This is a genomic window from Reella acinonychis (genome assembly GCF_052384575.1).
Taxonomy (GTDB): Bacteria; Pseudomonadota; Gammaproteobacteria; order Enterobacterales; family Pasteurellaceae; genus JBQSUQ01.
The window spans coordinates 51,166-71,234 of the sequence record NZ_JBQSUQ010000004.1; the positions used below are offsets into that span (position 1 = coordinate 51,166).

17 protein-coding genes are annotated in these 20,069 nt (G+C 38.5%); 11 read left to right on the top strand and 6 right to left on the bottom strand.

From position 1 onward, the window contains the following. Positions 1 to 4: 4 nt before the first annotated feature. The 9 genes from mscK (at position 5) to ACT2CV_RS01780 (ending at position 12,133) form a co-directional block, all read left to right on the top strand. Positions 5 to 3,334, top strand: a complete 3,330-nt coding sequence (gene mscK, locus ACT2CV_RS01740; RefSeq protein WP_464972736.1) for a mechanosensitive channel MscK — start codon at positions 5 to 7, stop codon at positions 3,332 to 3,334. 9 nt (positions 3,335 to 3,343) lie between these two features. Next, positions 3,344 to 4,417: a chorismate synthase gene (gene aroC, locus ACT2CV_RS01745; RefSeq protein ID WP_464972735.1), complete on the top strand. Its 1,074-nt coding sequence runs from the start codon at positions 3,344 to 3,346 to the stop codon at positions 4,415 to 4,417. 81 nt (positions 4,418 to 4,498) lie between these two features. Further along, on the top strand, positions 4,499 to 5,305 hold the full coding sequence (gene mepA / locus ACT2CV_RS01750; RefSeq protein WP_464974021.1) for a penicillin-insensitive murein endopeptidase: 807 nt from the start codon (positions 4,499 to 4,501) through the stop codon (positions 5,303 to 5,305). A gap of 12 nt (positions 5,306 to 5,317) precedes the next feature. Beyond that, positions 5,318 to 6,082, top strand: coding sequence for a TSUP family transporter (locus tag ACT2CV_RS01755; RefSeq protein ID WP_464972734.1), 765 nt, complete (start codon positions 5,318 to 5,320; stop codon positions 6,080 to 6,082). After that, positions 6,082 to 7,038 carry a lauroyl-Kdo(2)-lipid IV(A) myristoyltransferase gene (gene lpxM, locus ACT2CV_RS01760; protein WP_464972733.1) on the top strand — a complete coding sequence of 319 codons (957 nt, stop codon included), beginning with the start codon at positions 6,082 to 6,084 and terminating at the stop codon, positions 7,036 to 7,038. The genes ACT2CV_RS01755 and lpxM overlap by 1 nt, the downstream gene beginning before the upstream one ends. A gap of 120 nt (positions 7,039 to 7,158) precedes the next feature. Then, positions 7,159 to 7,701: an adenine phosphoribosyltransferase gene (apt, locus tag ACT2CV_RS01765; RefSeq protein WP_464972732.1), complete on the top strand. Its 543-nt coding sequence runs from the start codon at positions 7,159 to 7,161 to the stop codon at positions 7,699 to 7,701. 18 nt (positions 7,702 to 7,719) lie between these two features. Continuing rightward, positions 7,720 to 9,804: a DNA polymerase III subunit gamma/tau gene (gene dnaX, locus ACT2CV_RS01770; RefSeq protein ID WP_464972731.1), complete on the top strand. Its 2,085-nt coding sequence runs from the start codon at positions 7,720 to 7,722 to the stop codon at positions 9,802 to 9,804. Positions 9,805 to 10,012: 208 nt separating this feature from the next. Further along, positions 10,013 to 10,942: a porin gene (locus ACT2CV_RS01775; RefSeq protein WP_464972730.1), complete on the top strand. Its 930-nt coding sequence runs from the start codon at positions 10,013 to 10,015 to the stop codon at positions 10,940 to 10,942. A 183-nt stretch (positions 10,943 to 11,125) separates the two neighbouring features. After that, positions 11,126 to 12,133, top strand: a complete 1,008-nt coding sequence (locus tag ACT2CV_RS01780) for a porin (protein ID WP_464972729.1) — start codon at positions 11,126 to 11,128, stop codon at positions 12,131 to 12,133. Positions 12,134 to 12,223: 90 nt separating this feature from the next. Here ACT2CV_RS01780 and mtgA read toward each other — a convergent pair whose 3' ends face one another. From mtgA to ACT2CV_RS01810, 6 genes are all read right to left on the bottom strand, one after another. Beyond that, positions 12,224 to 12,946: a monofunctional biosynthetic peptidoglycan transglycosylase gene (gene mtgA / locus ACT2CV_RS01785; RefSeq protein WP_464974020.1), complete on the bottom strand. Its 723-nt coding sequence runs from the start codon at positions 12,944 to 12,946 to the stop codon at positions 12,224 to 12,226. Further along, on the bottom strand, positions 12,930 to 13,238 hold the full coding sequence (gene trpR, locus ACT2CV_RS01790) for a trp operon repressor (protein ID WP_464972728.1): 309 nt from the start codon (positions 13,236 to 13,238) through the stop codon (positions 12,930 to 12,932). Before trpR ends, mtgA begins: the two co-directional genes overlap by 17 nt. A 39-nt stretch (positions 13,239 to 13,277) precedes the next feature. Then, entirely contained in the window at positions 13,278 to 15,287 is a 2,010-nt protein-coding gene (locus ACT2CV_RS01795; RefSeq protein ID WP_464972727.1) for a transglycosylase SLT domain-containing protein, read from the bottom strand. Next, the gene (gene yccS / locus ACT2CV_RS01800; RefSeq protein ID WP_464972726.1) at positions 15,268 to 17,424 is read right to left on the bottom strand and encodes a YccS family putative transporter; all 2,157 of its coding nucleotides are present in this window, start codon (positions 17,422 to 17,424) and stop codon (positions 15,268 to 15,270) included. Before yccS ends, ACT2CV_RS01795 begins: the two co-directional genes overlap by 20 nt. A gap of 91 nt (positions 17,425 to 17,515) precedes the next feature. Next, on the bottom strand, positions 17,516 to 17,974 hold the full coding sequence (locus ACT2CV_RS01805; protein ID WP_464972725.1) for a methylglyoxal synthase: 459 nt from the start codon (positions 17,972 to 17,974) through the stop codon (positions 17,516 to 17,518). A gap of 86 nt (positions 17,975 to 18,060) precedes the next feature. Continuing rightward, positions 18,061 to 18,726, bottom strand: coding sequence for a curli polymerization inhibitor CsgI-related protein (locus ACT2CV_RS01810; RefSeq protein ID WP_464972724.1), 666 nt, complete (start codon positions 18,724 to 18,726; stop codon positions 18,061 to 18,063). 168 nt (positions 18,727 to 18,894) lie between these two features. On the opposite strand from ACT2CV_RS01810, the gene ACT2CV_RS01815 reads away from it, so the two are divergent. Next, on the top strand, positions 18,895 to 19,167 hold the full coding sequence (locus ACT2CV_RS01815; RefSeq protein WP_464972723.1) for an acylphosphatase: 273 nt from the start codon (positions 18,895 to 18,897) through the stop codon (positions 19,165 to 19,167). Between the two features lie 107 nt (positions 19,168 to 19,274). Next, positions 19,275 to 20,066 carry a hydrogenase nickel incorporation protein HypB gene (gene hypB / locus ACT2CV_RS01820; RefSeq protein WP_464972722.1) on the top strand — a complete coding sequence of 264 codons (792 nt, stop codon included), beginning with the start codon at positions 19,275 to 19,277 and terminating at the stop codon, positions 20,064 to 20,066. Positions 20,067 to 20,069: the final 3 nt, after the last annotated feature.

Consider the following 20,069-nt stretch of genomic DNA (forward strand, 5'->3'; position numbering starts at 1 on the left):
TTTTATGAATAAATTTTTAACAATCCGCCAGTTATTTTTACTCTTTACGGTGTTTATGGCATTGCCAAGCATCAGTTTTGCTGATTTGCCAACGGAGGCGGATATTCAGTCGCAGTTGAAAACTGCACAATCGGCAGATCAAAATGATCCTAATAATAAAATTGTGGTGCAAAATTTAGAAGAAACGCTGAATTTTTTAACTAGAATTAGTCAACAAAAAGCAGAAATTAAACAGCTTGAAGATAAAATTAATAATGCTCCTAGCCTAACGCTTAAAACGCAGCAGCATTTAGATAGTTTAAAGAAGACAGTTGCGACTTCTGTAGATTTGACGAAACTCAGCACAGCTGAAATGCAAGCTAAGTTAACCTCGGCACAGCAAGAATTGCAGCAAATTCAAAATGTGCTTACCACATTAAATTCTGATCTTACGATGATTAGAACTGCGCCTGAACGAGCGCAAGCCACATTAAATGCCAACTTAACGCGTACACAAGAAATTAATAAAGCCTTAGCGAATAGCACGCTCACTTCAGCCGAGAAAGTGCGGTTAGAAACAGAGCTCGTTTTTATTGAACTGCAAAACAACTTCAATAAATTGGCTTTACAAGGAAATAATGCCATCACCTCCCTTTATTCTATCCAATTAGAAGATAAAAATTTGGAGCAAACTCAGTTACAAGCGCAAGTTGCAGCGTTACAGGATGCGATTAACCAAAAATATCTTGATGAATCTAAACTGCAAGCGGATCAGCTGACCAAACAACAAGACAAAACAGATGTGAGTAATCCTTTGCTTGCGGAACAGTTAGAGCTGAATGTGAAGCTAAGCCAAGAATTAGTTCAGCAAACCACATTAATGAATACTTTATCGCAAGATAATATCCGTATTAAAAATGTGTTAGATAATTTACAGCAAACACAGCGCAACATTGATGATCAAATTAGTGCATTACAAGGCACATTGGTGTTATCTCGCATTATCAATAAGCAAAAAAATTTATTGCCGCAAGATCAAATGATTAGCGGTTTATCTAAACGTATTACCGATTTACGCGTGAAAATTTTTGATGTAACGGAAGAGCGCGATAATCTTTATGATATCCAAACTTATATTGCGAATTTAGAAGCAAAAAGTAAAACGACCTTTACTACAGCAGAAAAAACACAGTTAGGCCCAGTATTACAAGAGCGTCGTAAACTCTTATCAGATATTGTGAATTCGTTAAATAATCAATTAAATTTAGCGATTACCATTGAATTAAACCAAAAACAAGTGACAGCAATTAGTGATGAATTGCAGGGTAAATTACAACAACAGAGTTTCTGGGTAAGAAGTAATGCGCCTATTGATTTAGATTGGTTTGCTAATTTTTTGCCTGCGCTACAGCTTGAATTAACTGAAATTGTTAAATTAATTGATTTTTCCAATTGGCGTAATGATTTTATTTCAACCGGTGCATTAATTGTGGTGCTATTGGCGGTGGCATTCTTTATTCGCTCACAAAAACAAAAGATTGGTAAACATTTGCAAGAAATTGCTAAACGAGTGAATACACTTAATTCTGATAGCCATTGGAACACGCCTAAAGCCATTGCATTGGTGCTTATATTATGCTTACCAAGCACTTTATTTTTTATAGCCAGTTTATTCTTTGCCGCTTATGTGTGTTTAAAAGATCCATTCGTGGTTTTCCCTTGGATTCTGCAAATGGGGATCTATTGGTGGTTCTTCGCTTTTATGCTCGCCATGTTACATCCTGATGGCATTGCTTATCGTCATTTCAATATGCCGAAAGAAAGTGTAGAAACCTTCCATAAAGTACTTAAACGTTCAGTATGGATCTCTGCATTATGGATTAATGCTTCAATTTTCACTCATTTAGAAACAGGGATTCCAAATGATGTGATTGGTCAGGTAATGACGATCTCAGTCTTGATCATTTCGTTATTTATCATTGGGTTGCGTATGCAAAGTGCGGTGAAATCTTATGGTAATTCGGCGAAGGCACAAGAAAGCAAAACAATCCATTGGATATTCCATATTATTCGCATTTTATTAGTGATTTCGCCGATTGTACTCACTGTACTGGTAGCAATGGGCTATTATTACACCGCGCTTAATTTGATGGATCATCTGATGTCCTCTTATTTCGTGTGCGTGATTTGGTTAGTATTACGTAATGTGATTTATCGCGGTTTAGGCGTTTCTTCTCGTCGTTTAACCTATCAACGTTTTAAAGAAAAACGTGAGCAACAAGCTTTAGCGCGATCTGAATCGGAGGAAGAATTAGGCTTAAGTGTTGATTTACAACAAAATGAAAGCTTAGGCATCGCACAGGTGAAAGATCAAATCTTACGTATGACAGATTTGATTTTAATGGTCGTTCTATTTGCGATGTTATATTGGGTTTGGGCCGATTTAATTGGCGTTGCTTATTATTTACAAGGCGTGACACTTTGGCAGCAAGCCGTCGTAACGGAAACTGGCACCGTTTTAGAATCCATCACCTTACTTAATCTGCTACTGGCGATTATTATTGTGATGGTAACTTATGCCTTAGTGCGTAATATTGGCGGTATTTTGGAAATTTTAATTTTCTCTCGCTTTGATTTTTCACAGGGAACGCCTTATACCATCACCACATTATTAACCTATTTTATTATTGCATTTGGTGCGAGTTTAGCCTTTTCGACCTTGGGAATGTCTTGGTCAAAATTACAATGGCTTTTCGCTGCACTTTCTGTTGGTTTAGGTTTCGGTTTACAAGCGATTTTTGCGAATTTTGTTTCGGGCATTATTATCTTATTTGAACGTCCCGTCCGAGTCGGGGACGTAGTGACCATTGGCGAATACTCAGGTACCATTTCAAAAATTCGTATTCGTTCAACCACTATTATTGATTTTGATCGTAAGGAAGTGATTATTCCTAACCAGTCTTTCGTTACAGATCGCATTGTGAACTGGGCATTAAATGATTCAGTAACTCGAGTGGTTATTCAAGTGGGGGTCGCTTATGGCTCCGATTTGGAATTAACTAAGCAACTTTTATTACAGGCGGCAAGTGAATGTGATCGTGTACTCAAAGATCCAGAACCTGTCGTGTATTTCTTAACCTTTGGGGCAAGCACCTTAGATCACGAATTGCGTTTATATGTGGGTAAGTTAAGTGATCGTAACCCGACGGTTGATTTCTTAAATCGTCGTGTGAATGAGTTATTTAACCAAAATAATATTGATATTGCCTTTAATCAGTTGGATGTCTTTATTAAAAACAATACAACGAATGAAGAAATTAAAGTATCAGAAACCAAATTAACATTACCAAATTAAGGGAATAATATGGCAGGAAATAGTATTGGGCAGTTGTTTCGTGTAACGACTTTTGGTGAATCGCATGGTATTGCATTGGGCTGTATCGTTGACGGTGTGCCACCGGGAATGAGCCTTTCTGAAGCAGATATTCAACCCGATTTAGATCGTCGTAAGCCGGGAACATCTCGTTATACCACACCGCGTCGTGAGGATGACGAAGTGCAGATTTTGTCTGGTGTGTTTGAAGGTAAAACCACTGGCACCAGTATTGGTATGTTAATCAAAAATGGGGATCAGCGTTCGCAAGATTATGGCGAAATTAAAGATCGTTTCCGCCCAGGGCATGCTGATTTTACTTACCAACAAAAATACGGTTTGCGTGATTATCGTGGTGGTGGTCGTTCTTCTGCTCGAGAAACTGCAATGCGTGTGGCAGCAGGCGCCATTGCTAAAAAATATTTGCGTGAACAATTTGGTATTCAAATTCGTGGCTTTTTATCTCAAATTGGCGATATTCAAATTGAGCAACAGCAGTTAGAGAAAATTGATTGGAATTATGTAAATAGTAATCCCTTCTTCTGTCCGGATCAAAGTGCGGTGGAAAAATTCGATGAATTGATCCGCACTTTGAAAAAAGAAGGCGATTCAATTGGGGCGAAACTTACCGTTGTAGCAGAGAATGTGCCAGTGGGGTTAGGCGAACCTGTTTTTGACCGCCTTGATGCGGATCTTGCCCATGCATTAATGGGGATTAATGCAGTGAAAGCAGTTGAAATTGGCGATGGTTTTGCTGTGGTGGCACAACGAGGTTCAGAACATCGCGATGAAATGACACCACAAGGCTTTTTGTCAAATCATGCAGGAGGCATTTTAGGGGGGATTAGCTCGGGTCAACCGATAATTGCAACCATCGCATTAAAACCGACTTCCAGTATTACTATCCCTGGGCGCTCAGTAAATCTGAATAATGAAGAAGTTGAAGTGGTGACCAAAGGCCGTCATGATCCTTGTGTGGGCATTCGAGCAGTACCTATCGCAGAAGCGATGGTCGCAATTGTGTTATTGGATCATTTGTTACGTTTTAAAGCACAATGTAAATAATGAATAACTTATTTAAACTGGTATAAAATGAAAAAATTATATAAAACCTCTCTTTTTTTAACCGCACTTTTAGCAGCAACAATGGTATCTGCCTCACCAGTGGACTGGCAACGCGTAAAACGTCCTATTCCTACTGAAAATGGAAAAGCAGAACCAGTGGGAACTTATACCAATGGTTGTATTATTGGTGCGCAAGCATTGCCTTATAAAGGCGATGGCTATCAGGTGATCCGTATGAATAAAAACCGTTATTATGGTCATCCTGATATGATTCAATATTTACAACGCCTAGGTAAACGTGTGAAAAATGCGGGCTTGCCAAAAATGTTGGTGGGCGATATTGCTATGCCAGGTGGTGGACGTTTTTTAACGGGGCATGCTAGTCATCAAATGGGATTGGATGCAGATATTTGGTTACGCATGGGCGAAATGTCGGACTCTGACGCTTTAAATTCTGATGGTAAAGGGTTACTGGTTGTTAATCGTGCAGCGCAACGAGTGGATGAGAATATTTGGAATCAAAACCATTTTACTTTAATTAAATTAGCGGCTCAGGATCCCAAAGTGACGCGTATTTTCGTTAACCCAGCGATTAAAGTGAAACTTTGTCAGTCTGAACGAGCAGAGCGCGGTTGGTTACAAAAAATTCGTCCTTGGTATGGACATGATAGCCATTTCCATGTGCGTTTAGCTTGTCCACAGGGGGCAGCTTATTGTGAAGATCAAGCTGCGGTTCCTGCTGGCGATGGTTGTGGTGCGGAGCTTTATTCATGGTTTGAACCGAAAAAGCCATCCACTGCGTCAACTAAACCAAAAGTAACGCCACCTGAACCATTTTTATGTCAACAAATTTTAAATTCGCCAAAACGTAGCGAGTGGTTGGAATAATAGGAAAGTGCGGTGGAAATTGCTTTAGAATTAATAGCGCTTTTATTTGCAGTGGCATTTATTGCCGGCTTCATTGATGCAATTGCTGGGGGCGGAGGTTTAATTACCATTCCTGCATTATTAATGCTGGGAATTCCGCCTGCGATAGCATTAGGCACGAATAAGCTGCAGGCTTGCGGTGGTTCTTTTTCCGCTAGCTTGTATTTTATTCGTCAGAAAGCCATTAATGTAAAAGAAGTTTGGCTATTGATTGTGATGACATTTATTGGATCGTTATTAGGCAGTATTTTGATCCAACTTATTGATAGTTCGGTGATAAAAAAAGTCTTACCTTTTTTAATTCTCACCATTGGTCTGTATTTTTTATTCACTCCAACATTGGGGGAAAACGACAGACAAAAACGTATTTCTTATTCCGCTTTTGCTTTTACTATTGGCTTTGGCGTCGGATTTTATGATGGTTTTTTTGGACCTGGAACAGGATCCATTTTTAGTTTAGCCTTTGTAATGTTGCTTGGTTTTAACTTAACTAAAGCCACAGCTCATGCGAAAGTGATGAATTTTACATCAAATATTGCTTCTTTATTGGCATTTTTAGCCAGTGGGAAAATTTTATGGACGGTGGGTTTTGCCATGATGGCAGGGCAAATTATCGGCGCAAATTTAGGTGCAAAAATGGTGCTAAGTAAGGGAAAAGCCCTCATTCGTCCAATGGTTGTGCTTATGTCTTTTATCATGACGATTAAAATGGCGTTTGATCAAGGTTGGTTTAGTTAATGGATACACAACAAAATGTGCGATTAACTGCACGTGTGGGCTATGAGCCACAATTTTCATGGTCTTATTTAAAACCAAAATATTGGGGAATTTGGTTGGGAATGGCGTTCTTGGCGCTATTGGCTTTTATTCCTTATAAATTACGCGATAAATTGGCGGCTAAAATCGGTGTCATTGTAGCGCGTAAAGCGAAAAAACAAGCACACCGAGCTAGAGTAAACTTGCAATATTGTTTTCCTCAGTGGACTGAGCAATATCGCGAACAAGTGATTAATGAGATGTTTGTTACTTTAGCGCAAGTCATGCTTGGTATTGGCGAAATCGCATTAAGATCTAAAGCGCATTTACATCGTCGTAGTGAATTTATTGGTTTAGAATATATCCAACAAGCAAAGCAAGCAGGGCATAATATTATTCTGATGGTGCCACACAGTTGGGCAATTGATGCATCGGGTATTATTCTGCATACCCATGGTATGCCAATGACCTCTATGTATAATCCCCATCGTAATCCGTTGGTGGATTGGTTATGGACTGCGGTTCGTGAGCGTTTTGGCGGCAAAATGCACGCAAGACAAAATGGCATTAAACCTTTTCTTGCTGCGATTAAAAAAGGCGAAATGGGTTATTATTTGCCTGATGAAGATTTTGGTGCTGAAGCCAGCGAATTTGTGGACTTTTTTGCCACCTATAAGGCGACTTTGCCGGGTTTAAATAAAATGGCGAAGTTAAGTAAATCTGTGGTTATTCCAATGTTTCCACGCTACAACGCGCAGCTCGGCAAATATCAAATGGAAATTCATCCTTGCATGGAACTGAGTGATGATCCTCAGCAATCCGCTCGTGCCATGAATGAAGAAATTGAACGTTTTGTTACGCCAAGTCCTGAACAATATGCATGGATTTTGCAACTATTAAGAACGCGTAAAAACGACGAGAATATTTATAAATCATAATAACAATAAATCGTAAAATTTATCCGCATTTTTTGTTTTTTCTATGATACTATTTCTCCGCTGATTAATCCTAAGTTAAAATTCGCTTAATTTTAACCGCACTTTTTAAGATGACTAGTTATGAACGAATTACAACAACTCATTAAATCTTCCATTAAATCAATTCCCAACTATCCAAAAGAAGGAATTATTTTCCGCGATATCACCAGTTTAACCGAAGTGCCTGCTGCATTTTCTGCCACAATTAATTTAATTGCAGAAAAATTTAAACAGAGTGGTATTACTAAAATTATCGGCACTGAATCGCGAGGTTTTATTTTTGGTGCGCCTGTTGCTGTGGCTTTAGGATTACCTTTTATTTTAGTGCGCAAGCCAGGCAAATTACCACGTGAAGTGATCTCACAAAACTATCAATTAGAATATGGTGAAGATACGCTAGAAATCCATTCCGATTCGATCCAAGCAGGCGATAAAGTATTAATTATCGATGATTTATTAGCCACAGGCGGCACAGTAGAAGCTTGCGTTAAATTGGTACAACGCTTAGGTGGCGAAGTGAAGCATGCCGCTTTTGTGATTAGCTTGCCAGATTTAGGCGGAGAAGAACGCTTACGCCAATTGGGTGTTGAGCCTTTCACTTTAGTGGATTTTGAAGGTCATTAATTTTTATCAGGAATAAGCATGAGTTACCAAGTTTTAGCACGTAAGTGGCGACCAAAAACATTTAGTGAAGTGGTTGGGCAACAGCACGTTTTGGCTGCGCTGTCCAATGGTTTGCAACAAAACCGCTTACATCATGCTTATTTATTTTCTGGTACGCGTGGTGTGGGTAAAACCTCCATTGCTCGCTTATTTGCAAAGGGGTTAAATTGCATTAAAGGCGTAAGCGCGGATCCTTGTGGCGAATGTGAACATTGTAAAGCCATTGAAGAAGGGCATTTTATCGATTTAATTGAAATTGATGCCGCTTCTCGTACTAAAGTCGAAGATACTCGCGAGCTTCTTGATAATGTGCAATACAAACCAGTACAAGGCAAGTATAAAGTCTATCTTATCGACGAAGTGCATATGCTCTCGCGCCATTCCTTTAATGCCTTATTGAAAACTTTAGAAGAACCGCCAGAATATGTGAAATTTCTACTGGCGACGACGGATCCGCAAAAATTGCCTGTAACGATTTTATCCCGTTGTATGCAATTTCATTTAAAAGCATTAGAGCCGCAGCAAATTAGTCATCATTTAGCTGAAATTTTAGAGGCGGAAAAAATTCCTTATGAATTAACCGCACTTGATAAGCTCGGCAAAGCAGCGCAGGGCAGTATTCGTGATAGTTTAAGTTTGACTGACCAAGCAATTGCGTTATCCAATGGCAATGTGAGCGTTGATGTAGTTAATGCGATGTTAGGTTTGCTTGATGACAACCAACCTATTGAATTGTTATATGCTTTGCAGCAAGGCAATGGCGAACGCTTAATGCAAGTGGTACAAGCGGTGGCTGAAAAAGGGGCGGATTGGGAACAATTGCTTATTGAGCTAGCCGATTTGTTACATCAAATCGCAATGAAACAATTGCTACCAAATCAAGCCAATGATGAAAGCCAAATAAGCTTTTTAGCCAAACATATTGCGCCAGAAGATGTACAATTTTTCTATCAAACCATATTAATGGGACGCAAAGAACTCGCTCTTGCGCCAAATCGTCGTGTTGGCGTGGAAATGACTTTGTTACGAGCCCTTGCTTTTCATCCTAAATTAAGTGTTAGCCAAGCTTCTGCTTCAACACAAAACGAAGTATCTCAAAGTGCGGTGCAAAAAACAGAAAAATTGGTTGATATGCCAGTGGTGTCGCAATCGATTAAATCAAGTTATGTGGCACAGCATCAGCAACATAGCTCAACATCTGATGTGGCGAATAATGTGCCAACGAGCCCTGCGTTGAAAGCTTTACAACAAATGGGCAAATTAAAAGCTAATACTCATTCCTCGCAAGAAATCGAAAAAAAAAACAATAGCGTAGTAGCGCCCGAAAAACCTGCATTAGAATTACCTGTGGTGGATCTTGCAGCAAAAAAGCCATTACAGGCGGCAGCTAAATCAGAAACAATTGTTGAAAAATCTGCTAATTATATAACACCAAAGGAACCACAGCCCCAACGCATACAACCAACTTCATCAAATGAAACCACAAGTGCGGTGCAAAATCAGCAAGATTTTTCTGATAATAATGAGGCAACGCAAGAGGACGAAGAATATCGTTGGACTTGGCTCAACCCTGATCTTGAAGAACAAAACAATATTGTTCGTCCTTCCGAAATTAAGCAAGCGATTTTAGCCAACCGAACCGAAGAATTAGATCGCAAAATTACCCAACTTGCCGCAGAACGCGATCCTTGGGCGAAATTAATTGAACAATTAGATTTAAACGGTTCTCATTTAACCAAATTGTTCGCTTTAAATACGACAATTTTGGAGCAAACAGAAAATAAGCTTGTTTTAGCATTAGATAATACTCACCAACATTTAGCACGTGATAATGCCGTTAAGCTTTTAGCTGAGCGCTTAAGCCAATATTTTCAACAAACAATGAAATTACACATTGAGTTGAAGGATACACACTCCGAACTCACTCCATTTGCTCATCAGCAGCAAATTTATCATCAATTAGCGCAACAAGCACAACAAGATTTATTGGAAGATCAACAACTTAATATGTTAAAAGACAGCTTTCATGCGCATTTAGATTTAGACAGTATCCGTCCCGTTTAACAAATGTTTGGTTAAAAAATAGTCATCTTTGTTGAAAAAATGTGATCTACATCATCATTTCGAAAATTTCTTATCTTTTGTATTTGACCGTTCTCTTTTTCTTTGGCAATATTGCCTTGCTTTTAGTAAAGCGAGCTTTGACTATTCATTTTACGAATAGTTCAATTCTTGATTGTTATAATAATAGATTTCTAATAAGGAATTAACTATGAAAAAGACATTAGTAGCATTAGCAGTTGCAGCAGTAGCAGCAACTTCAGCAAACGCGGCAGTGGTTTATAACCAAGACGGTACTAAAGTAGAAGTGGGTGGTTCAGCACGCTTAACTTTAACTAAATATACAGATGAAAGAACAGATTTAAAAGATCAAGGTTCTCGTTTAGTAGTTAGAGGTACTCAAGACTTAGGCGAAGGTTTAAGTGCACTTGCGAATTTAGAAGTTCGTTTTACCAAAGGTGGTAACGTAGGTAATGAAATTCATACTAAGCGTTTATTCGCAGGGTTCAATTTAGAAGATGTTGGTATGTTAACATTTGGTCGCCAATTAACTGTTGGTGATGAAGTGGGCTTAGCTAACTACACTTATGAATTAAATGGCATTAACAAAATGGTTGATGCTGGTGACAAAGTAGTTCATTTCCGTTCTGCAACTTGGAATGGTTTCGGTTTTGGTGTTGACTATGTATTCGGTTCTGCTGATAAAGATATGGTTAACCAAAATGCTTGGGTTGTTGGCGCATTCTATGCACAACAATTTGGCGATGTAGGTTTCAAAGCTGAAGCTGGTTATAGCCAATTAAAAATTGTAGATAACGTACATCGTAAAGCATTTACAGTAGCTGGTGAATTAAGCTATGGTCCAGTAGCATTCGCGGTAGATTATTCACAAGCTAAAACAGCTTCAATTAAAGAAAAAGCTGTATTATTCGGTTTGAAATACCAAGCAACAGATGCTACTAAACTATATGCAACTTATGAGCTTCATAAAGTAGGTGATCTTAAAGCTAACGCGTTTGCATTAGGTGTTGGTCACCAAGTACATAAAAATGTTGAAGTATTCTTAGAAGGCGAAAGAGCGCGTATTAAAGGTGGCGATAAAGGATATCGTACACACTTAGGTTTCCGCGTACACTTCTAATCTAACGATATAGAATATTGATATAAAACCAGTATTTCGTCAGAAATACTGGTTTTTTATTGACAGCCAGTTCTTTTTTTGTCAATATCAGGCTGTTTCTTAAAGAAACTGAGTTTGGACAAATTGTTTTTAACAAAGTTCAAGTTACATTACATAATAATTAATTCTGAAAGGAATGAAACTATGAAAAAGACATTAGTAGCATTAGCAGTAGCGGTAGCCGCTACTTCAGCAAGCGCAGCAACAGTTTATAACCAAAACGGTGCAAAAGTTGATATCGACGGTTCTGTTCGTGTTTTCTTAGGTAAAGAAGGTAAAGAACAACGTGGTGATTTACGTAACGACGGTTCTCGTCTTATCGTAAATGCAAGCCAAGACTTAGGTAATGGCTTCGGCGCATTAGCAGGTTTACAACTTCGTTTTGATGAAACAAAAGACAAAAACAAAAATACTTTCGGTGATGTACGTGTAGAAGATTTATTCGCTGGTTTCAGCTATGAAAATCTCGGTACATTAACTTTCGGTCGCCAAGCAACTAATAGCGATGATGTTCAATTAGTTGACTATACTTATCGTTTCGGTGGCAATAATAACTTAACAGACCATGCTGATAAATCAGTGAAATTCCGTTCTGCAGAATGGAGTGGCTTCAGCTTCGGTGTTGACTATTTATTTGGTAACGCTGATAAGAAAGCAGAAGGTGGCAAATATGGTTATGGTGTAGCAGCATTCTATACTCGTGATTTAGCAGAAGGTTTAACATTCAATCTTAACGCTGGTTACACAGTAGATAGAGAAGAATCAGTTGGCTCATCAAAAACAACAGCTAAAACTGAAGGCTGGCGTGTAGCTTCAGAAGTGGTTTATGGTCCATTCTCTTTCGGTGCAGAATATGGTCAATCTCGTGAGAAAGAAGGTCATGATGTTGTTGGTAAATCACGCTTCGTTGAAGTGGGTGCGAAATACCAAGTTACTGAGCCATCTGCAGTTTACTTACAATGGCAACGTAATGAAGATGTGAAAGACTCAGTTCAAAATGTTTACATTGCAGGCGTAGATTACAAATTCAACAAAAACGTTGTAACCTATGTTGAATATGCTCATGCAAAAACTCATGAATATGTACCGAATGCAGAACCAAACAAATCTAAAGAAAATAAATTTGGTGTTGGTTTACGCGTATTCTTCTAATCTTTGGATTAGTTAATAAAAACCCGAACGATTGTTCGGGTTTTTTCTTTGTGGATATTTAAAAAACTGCGGTAGAAAATACCGCAGTTTTTATAGTTTGGTTAAATAATTCAAACCTAAATTATCCATTTGATCCATAATCCAAGCTTGCTTTTTTCGCGTGTGTAAATTGGGTTTGTCAACCTTATAAATAAGCGGATTCGGTAACACTGAAGTTAATAAGGCAGCTTCGCTTTTGCTCAGTTGTTTTGCTGATTTTTTAAAGTAATGTTGGCTTGCGGCTTCCACGCCAAAAATTCCCTCGCCAAATTCCGCAATATTGAGATAGACCTCTAAAATACGTTGTTTCGACCATAATAATTCCAAGCTGAAAGTAACGGGAATTTCTATGCCTTTGCGAAGCCAACTTTGTCCATGCCATAAATAGAGGTTTTTTGCGGTTTGCTGCGTAATGGTTGATGCACCACGAATTCGTTTGGATTTTTGATTATGTTCCAAGGCTTTCTCAATGGCATCTAAATCAAGCCCATAATGTTGTGCGAAACGTTGGTCTTCACTAGCAATAACCGCAAGCTGCATATATGGTGAGATTTTATCTAAACTCACCCATTGATATTTTGTGTCGTAAGCAAAATCAAGCTGAAACAAATGCGCTATTTTCTCTTGTACCATATAAGCAGAGAAGGGCACAGGAATAAATCGAAGAGATAGGGTTACTAAGAAATATATCAGTAAAAAAACACGAAAAAATCGACCGCACTTTTTGAGCAAAGTGCGGTTGAATTTGGGGAAGTATTTATTTATTTTGTTGATGTTCATCTACTTGTGATTTTACCCAACCTAAAAATTCAGGATCCATCAATTTCAACATATTTGATCCCCTTGTAATTGTCGCAGCACTGGTATTTAAGTTCTGCTGAATTTCTCGTTGAGGGATATTTTTATTAAGTAGCTGAGCCACAATTTGTAGGCGTAAACCTAAGGCATCTCGTTCATCTGCAGTGAGCAATAACATGAGGTAATCTTGCTCTTTACCTTGTTCAAAGGCGACACGTAAGGTATCAACAAATTGAGTCCATTGCGCCATATCACGACTAATATACATATCGGCTCCCTATGTGAAATACTATTAAACTAGTGTTATCTAGTATAAACGATCTTTTTCCGATTTTGAAAATAAAAGTTGGGGTTGTTGCTGCAAAATTTGGTAATAAGCGTCGTAAGCCAATACATTTTGCACATAATTACGGGTTTCATAAAATGGAATACTGGCAATAAATTCCGCCATATTTAGCTTACCTTGGCTTTTAGCAAGCCATTTATCCACACGATGAGGCCCCGCATTATAAGCCGCTGCAATTAGAATACGATTATCACCATATTTATCATAAAGTTGCTGTAAATGCGCTGTGCCTAACATAATGTTGTAGAACGGATCAAACAATTGGCTTTCGTTGCGATAGGGAAGCTTGGCTTGAGTGGCCGTTTGTTGCGCTGTTTGTGGTAATAATTGCATTAAACCACGCGCATTGGCATGGGATTTCACGTTAGCTCGCCATGCACTTTCTTGACGTGCGATTGCCATTGCAAAAGTGCGGTTAATTTTGAGATTGTTTAGGTGCAAATCAAACCATCGTGGATAGGCATTAGGCAAGCGTAATCTGACATAGCTCCAGGCTTTCGCTTGAATAGTCGCTTCTACAGCTAAATCGTACCAATTTTGTTTTAAAGCATAATCAGCAAGCACGAGCTTTTGCCCAAAATCTACTTGTTTGAGCACATTAAACCATTCGCTATTTGCATAATCCGTTGCATTGAGCGCCTTTAATTCGTGAATTCTTGCTAACGGTTGTGCAAAAACTTCTTCAACTTTTGCTTCTGGTATTTTTTCTTTGCTATCGCTGGCAATAGGCGTTTCTGCTTTATTCTCCAAATCATCCATTATGGGTTGATAAGGCACATTTAATTGGCTAGCCGCTAATAAACCATAAAAGCTTCGCGTTTGGCTTAACTGCTTTAATTTGCCTTGGGCGATTTCCTTTTTTTCATATTGCGCTGTCCAATATTGCCATTCTTCTTTTTGTAAGGCTTTTTCGGACAACAAGGCTAACCAAGGTTGTAAAGGTTGTTTTTCTCGGATTGCCATGCGAATTCGGCGTTCTGTTAATTTATCTGATTTAAGCAGTTGTAATTGCTGATCACGCCAATGTTGAAAATCGCTATTTTCCACATCAAAAAAATGGCTTAGATAATCCTGTTTCCATTGATTGAGTTGCTCAGACGACGATTTCCACTCTGTTGCCCATTGTTCAAATTGGGCAATATCTTCCATGAATTTCCAGTTATCACCTGCTTTAAGCGTTTTTATGTAGGCTGGCATAATATGATGGAGAATTCGCCCTTCTAATAAGTTTTTCTCGGTTTCTGAGGTTGATTGTTCTGAAATATAATCCGTTAATTTTTGCGGTGAATTCAATAGCTCAATTAACATTTGCGTGAGCTTAAGGGATTGTTGTTCTAACGGATATTGCAACAAATCATTCAGCGCCGAGCGGTTATTTTGCTCAAAGGCAAGAATAGCCCGTTGTTGCATTAATTCAGCACTGATTCCAGTTTGTTCTTGCCAAATGTTGAATAGCTGATTACAGGCTGGAGCAAAATTATTGCCCGTTAACCAAAGTTGTTCAAGCTGTTGTTGCGGTAAAAGTGCGGTGGATTTTTGCGTTGTTTTTTCTTGTTCCCATTGCGCTAATAAAAGTAAGCACTGATTCGCTTTTGTATTGGGAATCTGGTTTGCCTGTTGCAAAATGGCTTGCCAATTCTGTTGATTAAATTGTAGGCGTAACCAATTTTCTTTGAGGCGTTCGGCAAAGGGCAAATCCGCATTTTGTTGTTGATAATTTAAAATTTGTTCAAAGCTAAGATTGGCAATATCCTGATTAAGCACCCAATATTGCGCATAAGGATAAAGTGGATAGCCTTCAATCTGCGCTAACATTTGCTTTGCAAGTTTTGTTGTGGCTTCGGACTGAGAAAGCACAGTGATCTCTTGTATTTTCTGATAAGTGGTGCGTTGTGCTGGCAAATCCAAGCTATAACTAGAAAAGCTGCACAACAGACCAAGCAATGCAATTTTAAGCCGATGTAATCTCATTTTTGTGTTCCATTTTTTGTTGGCTTGCAACATAAAGTGCAGGCAGCAATTGACTGATTAAAAAGAGTTGCTGCATTGGCATATAGAATGTCGCATTGCTTTCATTTTTGTCATCATTTTGCTGAAGGCGTTGTTTAATTTGTTGGAAAATATGGTTGAATTCTGTTTCACTCAGCTGGTGAATATGCTCTAACAAATACACCATTTTTTTCGCAATTGGATAGAATTCAGCTAGGGAATGATGTTCTTTGATTGCATCTTGAATATGGTGGCGATAAGCGCCCAGCGCGGAAATATAGCCTAAAAGTGCGGTGTTTAATCGTAATAATTCAAATCCTTGCTGCAAGTAAGGTGCGTATTTGACTGGTTCATTATTCATATTGGTCATGGTTGAGCAAAGTGCTGTGGCACTGTCTTGTGCATTATTGCGTGCAATACGGTATTTGAAATTATCCCCTTTCCCAAATTCAATGTAGGCGATGATATGCAATAAATAACGAGCGTCATGTGCAATGGCTCTGCGAATTACTTTGCTAAGCTGCAAATATTTCCAATCAGGCCATAAGAAACTAACAGCAAACCATGCAAGAATAATGCCAATTATGGTGTCCATTAAACGCGGTAAGGTCGCATCATAAATATTGAAGCCCATAATATCGAAAGTGGCAAGCACTTGGATAGTAATGAAAAAAGTAGAGAAGCTATAATTGTTGACGCGGAAGAAATAAAACAATGTACTTGTGATGACCACCACTCCTAATTTCATTTCTACTGTAGGAGCGATATAAGGCAGGCATGAGCCGACCAACACGCCAAGTACGGTGCCAATCATTCGTTGTTTTAATCGTTGTTTAGTAGCGGAATAGTTAGGCTGACAAACAAAGATGACAGTTAATAAAATCCAATAGCCACGTTCTGATTGAAGCTGGAAAATCTCAACCATGCAACAACAAATAAACACCATAATTGATAAGCGTACAGCATGGCGGAATAATTGCGATTGTAAGGTGAAATTGCTAGTAATGGCTTCAATTATGCGTTTAATACCTTTGGTATCCTCAAGGTTATTTTCTAACTGATCAACCTGTTGTGGTAAGGTGGACTGTTGCGACAGGGATTGCAATTGCCAATGGGTGTTTTTCAAATTATCAATCAGTGTTTTGACATTTGAACGCACTCTGGCGTTATGGTTGTGCTGACAAAATAACTCGAAAGATTGCGTAATGCCGCTGATGGCGCGCTCTAAGCGACTATTGGTTTGGAAATCACGCTTTTGTTGCAAACATTGGGCAATATCTCGGCAAGCTTGGGCTTGCAATTCTAATAGACGTAACACGCGGAAAATTAAATCGGTATTTTTTAGATGTGAATTTAATAATTGATAGTCAAAATGGCTTGAATTGGCGCGTTCGTGAATATCTTGTGCAGCAAAAAAATAGCGGCTCATTTGTGTGGTGTAAGAATGACGATTATTGCCTCGCATACGATAAAATAATGCGGTGCGACAATCATTAAATGCGCTGATTAATTGCCCACTTTTGAGGGCTAAATTGAGTTGTTTTTGTTCAATTTGTTCAACATCATCAGGATCAAAGAATGCAGCTTTGGCATCTAAATAATCCGCTAATAGCATAAAAGAACGGCTAACACGTTCTTGTACTGGGCGATTAGGGAAAAATAAATGCACAATGATGGTTACAAAGCTATATAGCAAGGTGCCTGATAAAATCATCAATGGATTGAAAAACCAAGGCATTGATGGGAAATAGGTCAGGGTGGTATACAGGGATACTGTCAGCGCACCGAAAGCAATAGTGCTATAACGTTGCCCAATCGCACCAATCATAGTAAAGAGGAAGGTCATTCCTGTCATTGACAAGATGAAAAGTGCTCCCCGTTCCAGAAAATATTGTGTGGTAATGGAAGAAATAGAAAAAGCAATTAAGGTATAGAAAATATGTTTTAACCGTCCTGATAGGCGATTATCTTGGTCCACTAATCCCGCAGCAATAATACCCAAAAATAAAGGGGTGCTTTCTACGACAATATTGAGTAACCAAACCAACACCGCGGCAATATTCATCGCAATGAAGATAGGCAACGCAGTAAGAATTTTTTCATTGAGCTTAATTAACATTGGCTTTTTTGCTTCCTTCCAAATCTGTTTTTCAGTCAAATGTAAATATGGCTACTGCGTATTATCCCTAAAAGTGCGGTGTAAAAAAACATTATTTTAGTCGTTCACGTAAATAGCCTTGGTAATCGGGAATTTCAATGGATACTTCTTGGTTAAATGATGGCGAGGAAATTAAAAAGTCAGCGCTCGCGGTATTCATTGCGATAGGAATATTCCAGACGGTTGCAATGCGTAATAAGGCTTTGACATCAGGATCATGAGGGGCCGCATTCATTGGATCCCACAAAAAAATCATTAAATCAATTTTTCCTTCAGCAATCATTGCGCCTAGTTGTTGATCACCGCCCATTGGGCCGCTTAATAAAGGCTGAACCTGTAATCCCGTTTCTTTTTGTAGAAGATTTCCTGTGGTGCCTGTCCCATATAAATCGTGATTTTCTAATAAAGTGCGGTGATTTTTAACCCAGTTTATTAAATCTTGTTTGCGGTGATCATGAGCCACTAACGCAATTTTTTTGCTTTTGTTTAACATTCTGCTGGTGGTTTGCATTGTTTGTCCTTGAACGAGGTTGTTTCAAAAGAGAGACAAAATAAAAGTGAGCAATGCTCACTTTTATATTTGAATAGATTATGGGATTATTTTTGCGATTTTGCCCAATTTAAGAAACGTTGTTGTGTTTCTTTATCTGCTTGTTGGAACCAATATTGCAACATTTGCTCCGCTGCATTTTCACCTTGAACAGTCACTTTGTTTTTCGATACTTTACCGCTCGCATCACGTGTTGCCATTGTTGCTGGTAAGGTAACTGAAGCTAAGCCAGCAACAGAAGCTGCTGCACCAGATGAATTATAGTCAGATAAATTATCAATTAAGTTAAGACCAGGGAAAAAGCCTTCTTGTTTTAACACATCTTGTTTAGTTTCAACTGCTTGACCTGAAGCGGATTTCACCACAATGGTTGGATTTTTCTTGAATTGTTCAACATCATTTTGGCTACTTAAGCGAGGTGCTGAAATTTGGATATCTTCATTCGAGCCTTTGAATGTAATAATGATGGGATCACTTTCGAATAAAGTACGATCTGAACCAGCGCGTACAATCTCAGAAACACGAACAACCACTTGGTGTGTATTGTTATCACTCACATTGAATGAACGCACATCTTTTAACAATGATTTTGTTGCTTTTTGACCATCAATTGCAAGAAAATCAATATTAGATGAGCTAGTAACAACACCAGCAAAACTTGCTGAAGTAGCTAATAATGCGGTTGCAGCGATTGTAGCAAGACGAAATTTCATATTTACTCCTTTCTTCAGGAACGATTAAAACAAATGGATAGATTTTCACTTTATGATGAATAAAGTAATCCCTAGTATGCTATGCTAATTTTGCTTAAATGGAAATAGTCAAAGAGAAAAAAATAACAGATTCAGCAAAAATAAATAACAAATTGATAAGGGAAAACAATGATAACAAAACAATTTACAGTTTATGGTCGTGTTCAAGGCGTGGCCTTTCGTTTTTATACTTTGCAGCAAGCAAAAAAATTAGGTGTTCGAGGCTATGTGAAAAATCTTGTTGAGGGTTCAGTATTAGTTGTTGCGGAGGGAAGTGAAGCGCAGCTAGCAGAACTGGAAAGATGGTTACATCAGGGCTCGCCTAGTGCAAAAGTCACAAACGTCATCACACAATCTTATCAAGGACAACGCCAATTTAATACATTCAGCATTGAGCGTTAAAAAATTTTGTTAAATTTTTGTTTTGTGATCTCTATCAATATCAGTGCCAAGAATAAGTGCTATATTAGCCAACACTATTTATCCATTATTTTTTAGGAGGGATCCTTATGTGTACAACCTGTGGTTGTGGACACCCTGATCAAGTGCGAATTGGCGCACTTCCACATTCTCATGACCAATCTAATACAAAAAGTGCGGTGAAATTTCCTGATTTTTCTCATTCCACTTTTCATTCGGAAGAACAACAAGCGCACCAAAAACGCTTATTAAGAGTAGAGCAGGATGTATTAGGTAAAAATAATCAATTGGCTGATATTAACCGTCAATTCTTTGCTAAACATCAGATTTCTGTGTTCAACCTTGTTTCGAGTCCGGGCTCTGGTAAAACTACTTTATTAACAACCACCTTAAACGCGCTAAAAGAGCAACGTGCTTGCTATGTGATTGAAGGGGATCAGCAAACTGAAAATGATGCAGATCGTATTCGTGCAACAGGCGTGCCGGCATTACAAGTGAACACAGGCAAAGGCTGCCACTTAGATGCTCAAATGATTGGTGATGCGCTGGTTAAACTTTGTCCTCAACCAGAAAGCTTATTATTTATTGAAAACGTGGGCAATTTAGTTTGTCCGTCTGAATTTGATTTAGGTGAACAAGCGAAAGTCGTGATTCTTTCTGTTACTGAGGGAGAAGATAAACCGTTAAAATATCCGCATATGTTTGCTGCATCTAAGTTAATGATTTTAAATAAAATTGACTTGTTGCCATATTTGAATTTTGATGTGCAAAAATGCGTGGATTATGCAAAACAAGTGAACCCTGATATTGAGATTTTAATGCTTTCAGCCACAACAGGAGAAGGTTTGCAAGCCTGGTTAGATTGGTTAAATCAGAAGTAATTG

Bases quoted from the DNA above. Each gene is read 5' to 3' on its own strand.
- mscK (WP_464972736.1), top strand. From the start codon at position 5: ATGAATAAATTTTTAACAATCCGCCAGTTATTTTTACTCTTTACGGTG.
- aroC (WP_464972735.1), top strand. From the start codon at position 3,344: ATGGCAGGAAATAGTATTGGGCAGTTGTTTCGTGTAACGACTTTTGGT.
- mepA (WP_464974021.1), top strand. From the start codon at position 4,499: ATGGTATCTGCCTCACCAGTGGACTGGCAACGCGTAAAACGTCCTATT.
- lpxM (WP_464972733.1), top strand. From the start codon at position 6,082: ATGGATACACAACAAAATGTGCGATTAACTGCACGTGTGGGCTATGAG.
- apt (WP_464972732.1), top strand. From the start codon at position 7,159: ATGAACGAATTACAACAACTCATTAAATCTTCCATTAAATCAATTCCC.
- dnaX (WP_464972731.1), top strand. From the start codon at position 7,720: ATGAGTTACCAAGTTTTAGCACGTAAGTGGCGACCAAAAACATTTAGT.
- ACT2CV_RS01775 (WP_464972730.1), top strand. From the start codon at position 10,013: ATGAAAAAGACATTAGTAGCATTAGCAGTTGCAGCAGTAGCAGCAACT.
- ACT2CV_RS01780 (WP_464972729.1), top strand. From the start codon at position 11,126: ATGAAAAAGACATTAGTAGCATTAGCAGTAGCGGTAGCCGCTACTTCA.
- trpR (WP_464972728.1), bottom strand. From the start codon at position 13,238: ATGTATATTAGTCGTGATATGGCGCAATGGACTCAATTTGTTGATACC.
- ACT2CV_RS01795 (WP_464972727.1), bottom strand. From the start codon at position 15,287: ATGAGATTACATCGGCTTAAAATTGCATTGCTTGGTCTGTTGTGCAGC.
- yccS (WP_464972726.1), bottom strand. From the start codon at position 17,424: ATGTTAATTAAGCTCAATGAAAAAATTCTTACTGCGTTGCCTATCTTC.
- ACT2CV_RS01805 (WP_464972725.1), bottom strand. From the start codon at position 17,974: ATGCAAACCACCAGCAGAATGTTAAACAAAAGCAAAAAAATTGCGTTA.
- ACT2CV_RS01810 (WP_464972724.1), bottom strand. From the start codon at position 18,726: ATGAAATTTCGTCTTGCTACAATCGCTGCAACCGCATTATTAGCTACT.
- ACT2CV_RS01815 (WP_464972723.1), top strand. From the start codon at position 18,895: ATGATAACAAAACAATTTACAGTTTATGGTCGTGTTCAAGGCGTGGCC.
- hypB (WP_464972722.1), top strand. From the start codon at position 19,275: ATGTGTACAACCTGTGGTTGTGGACACCCTGATCAAGTGCGAATTGGC.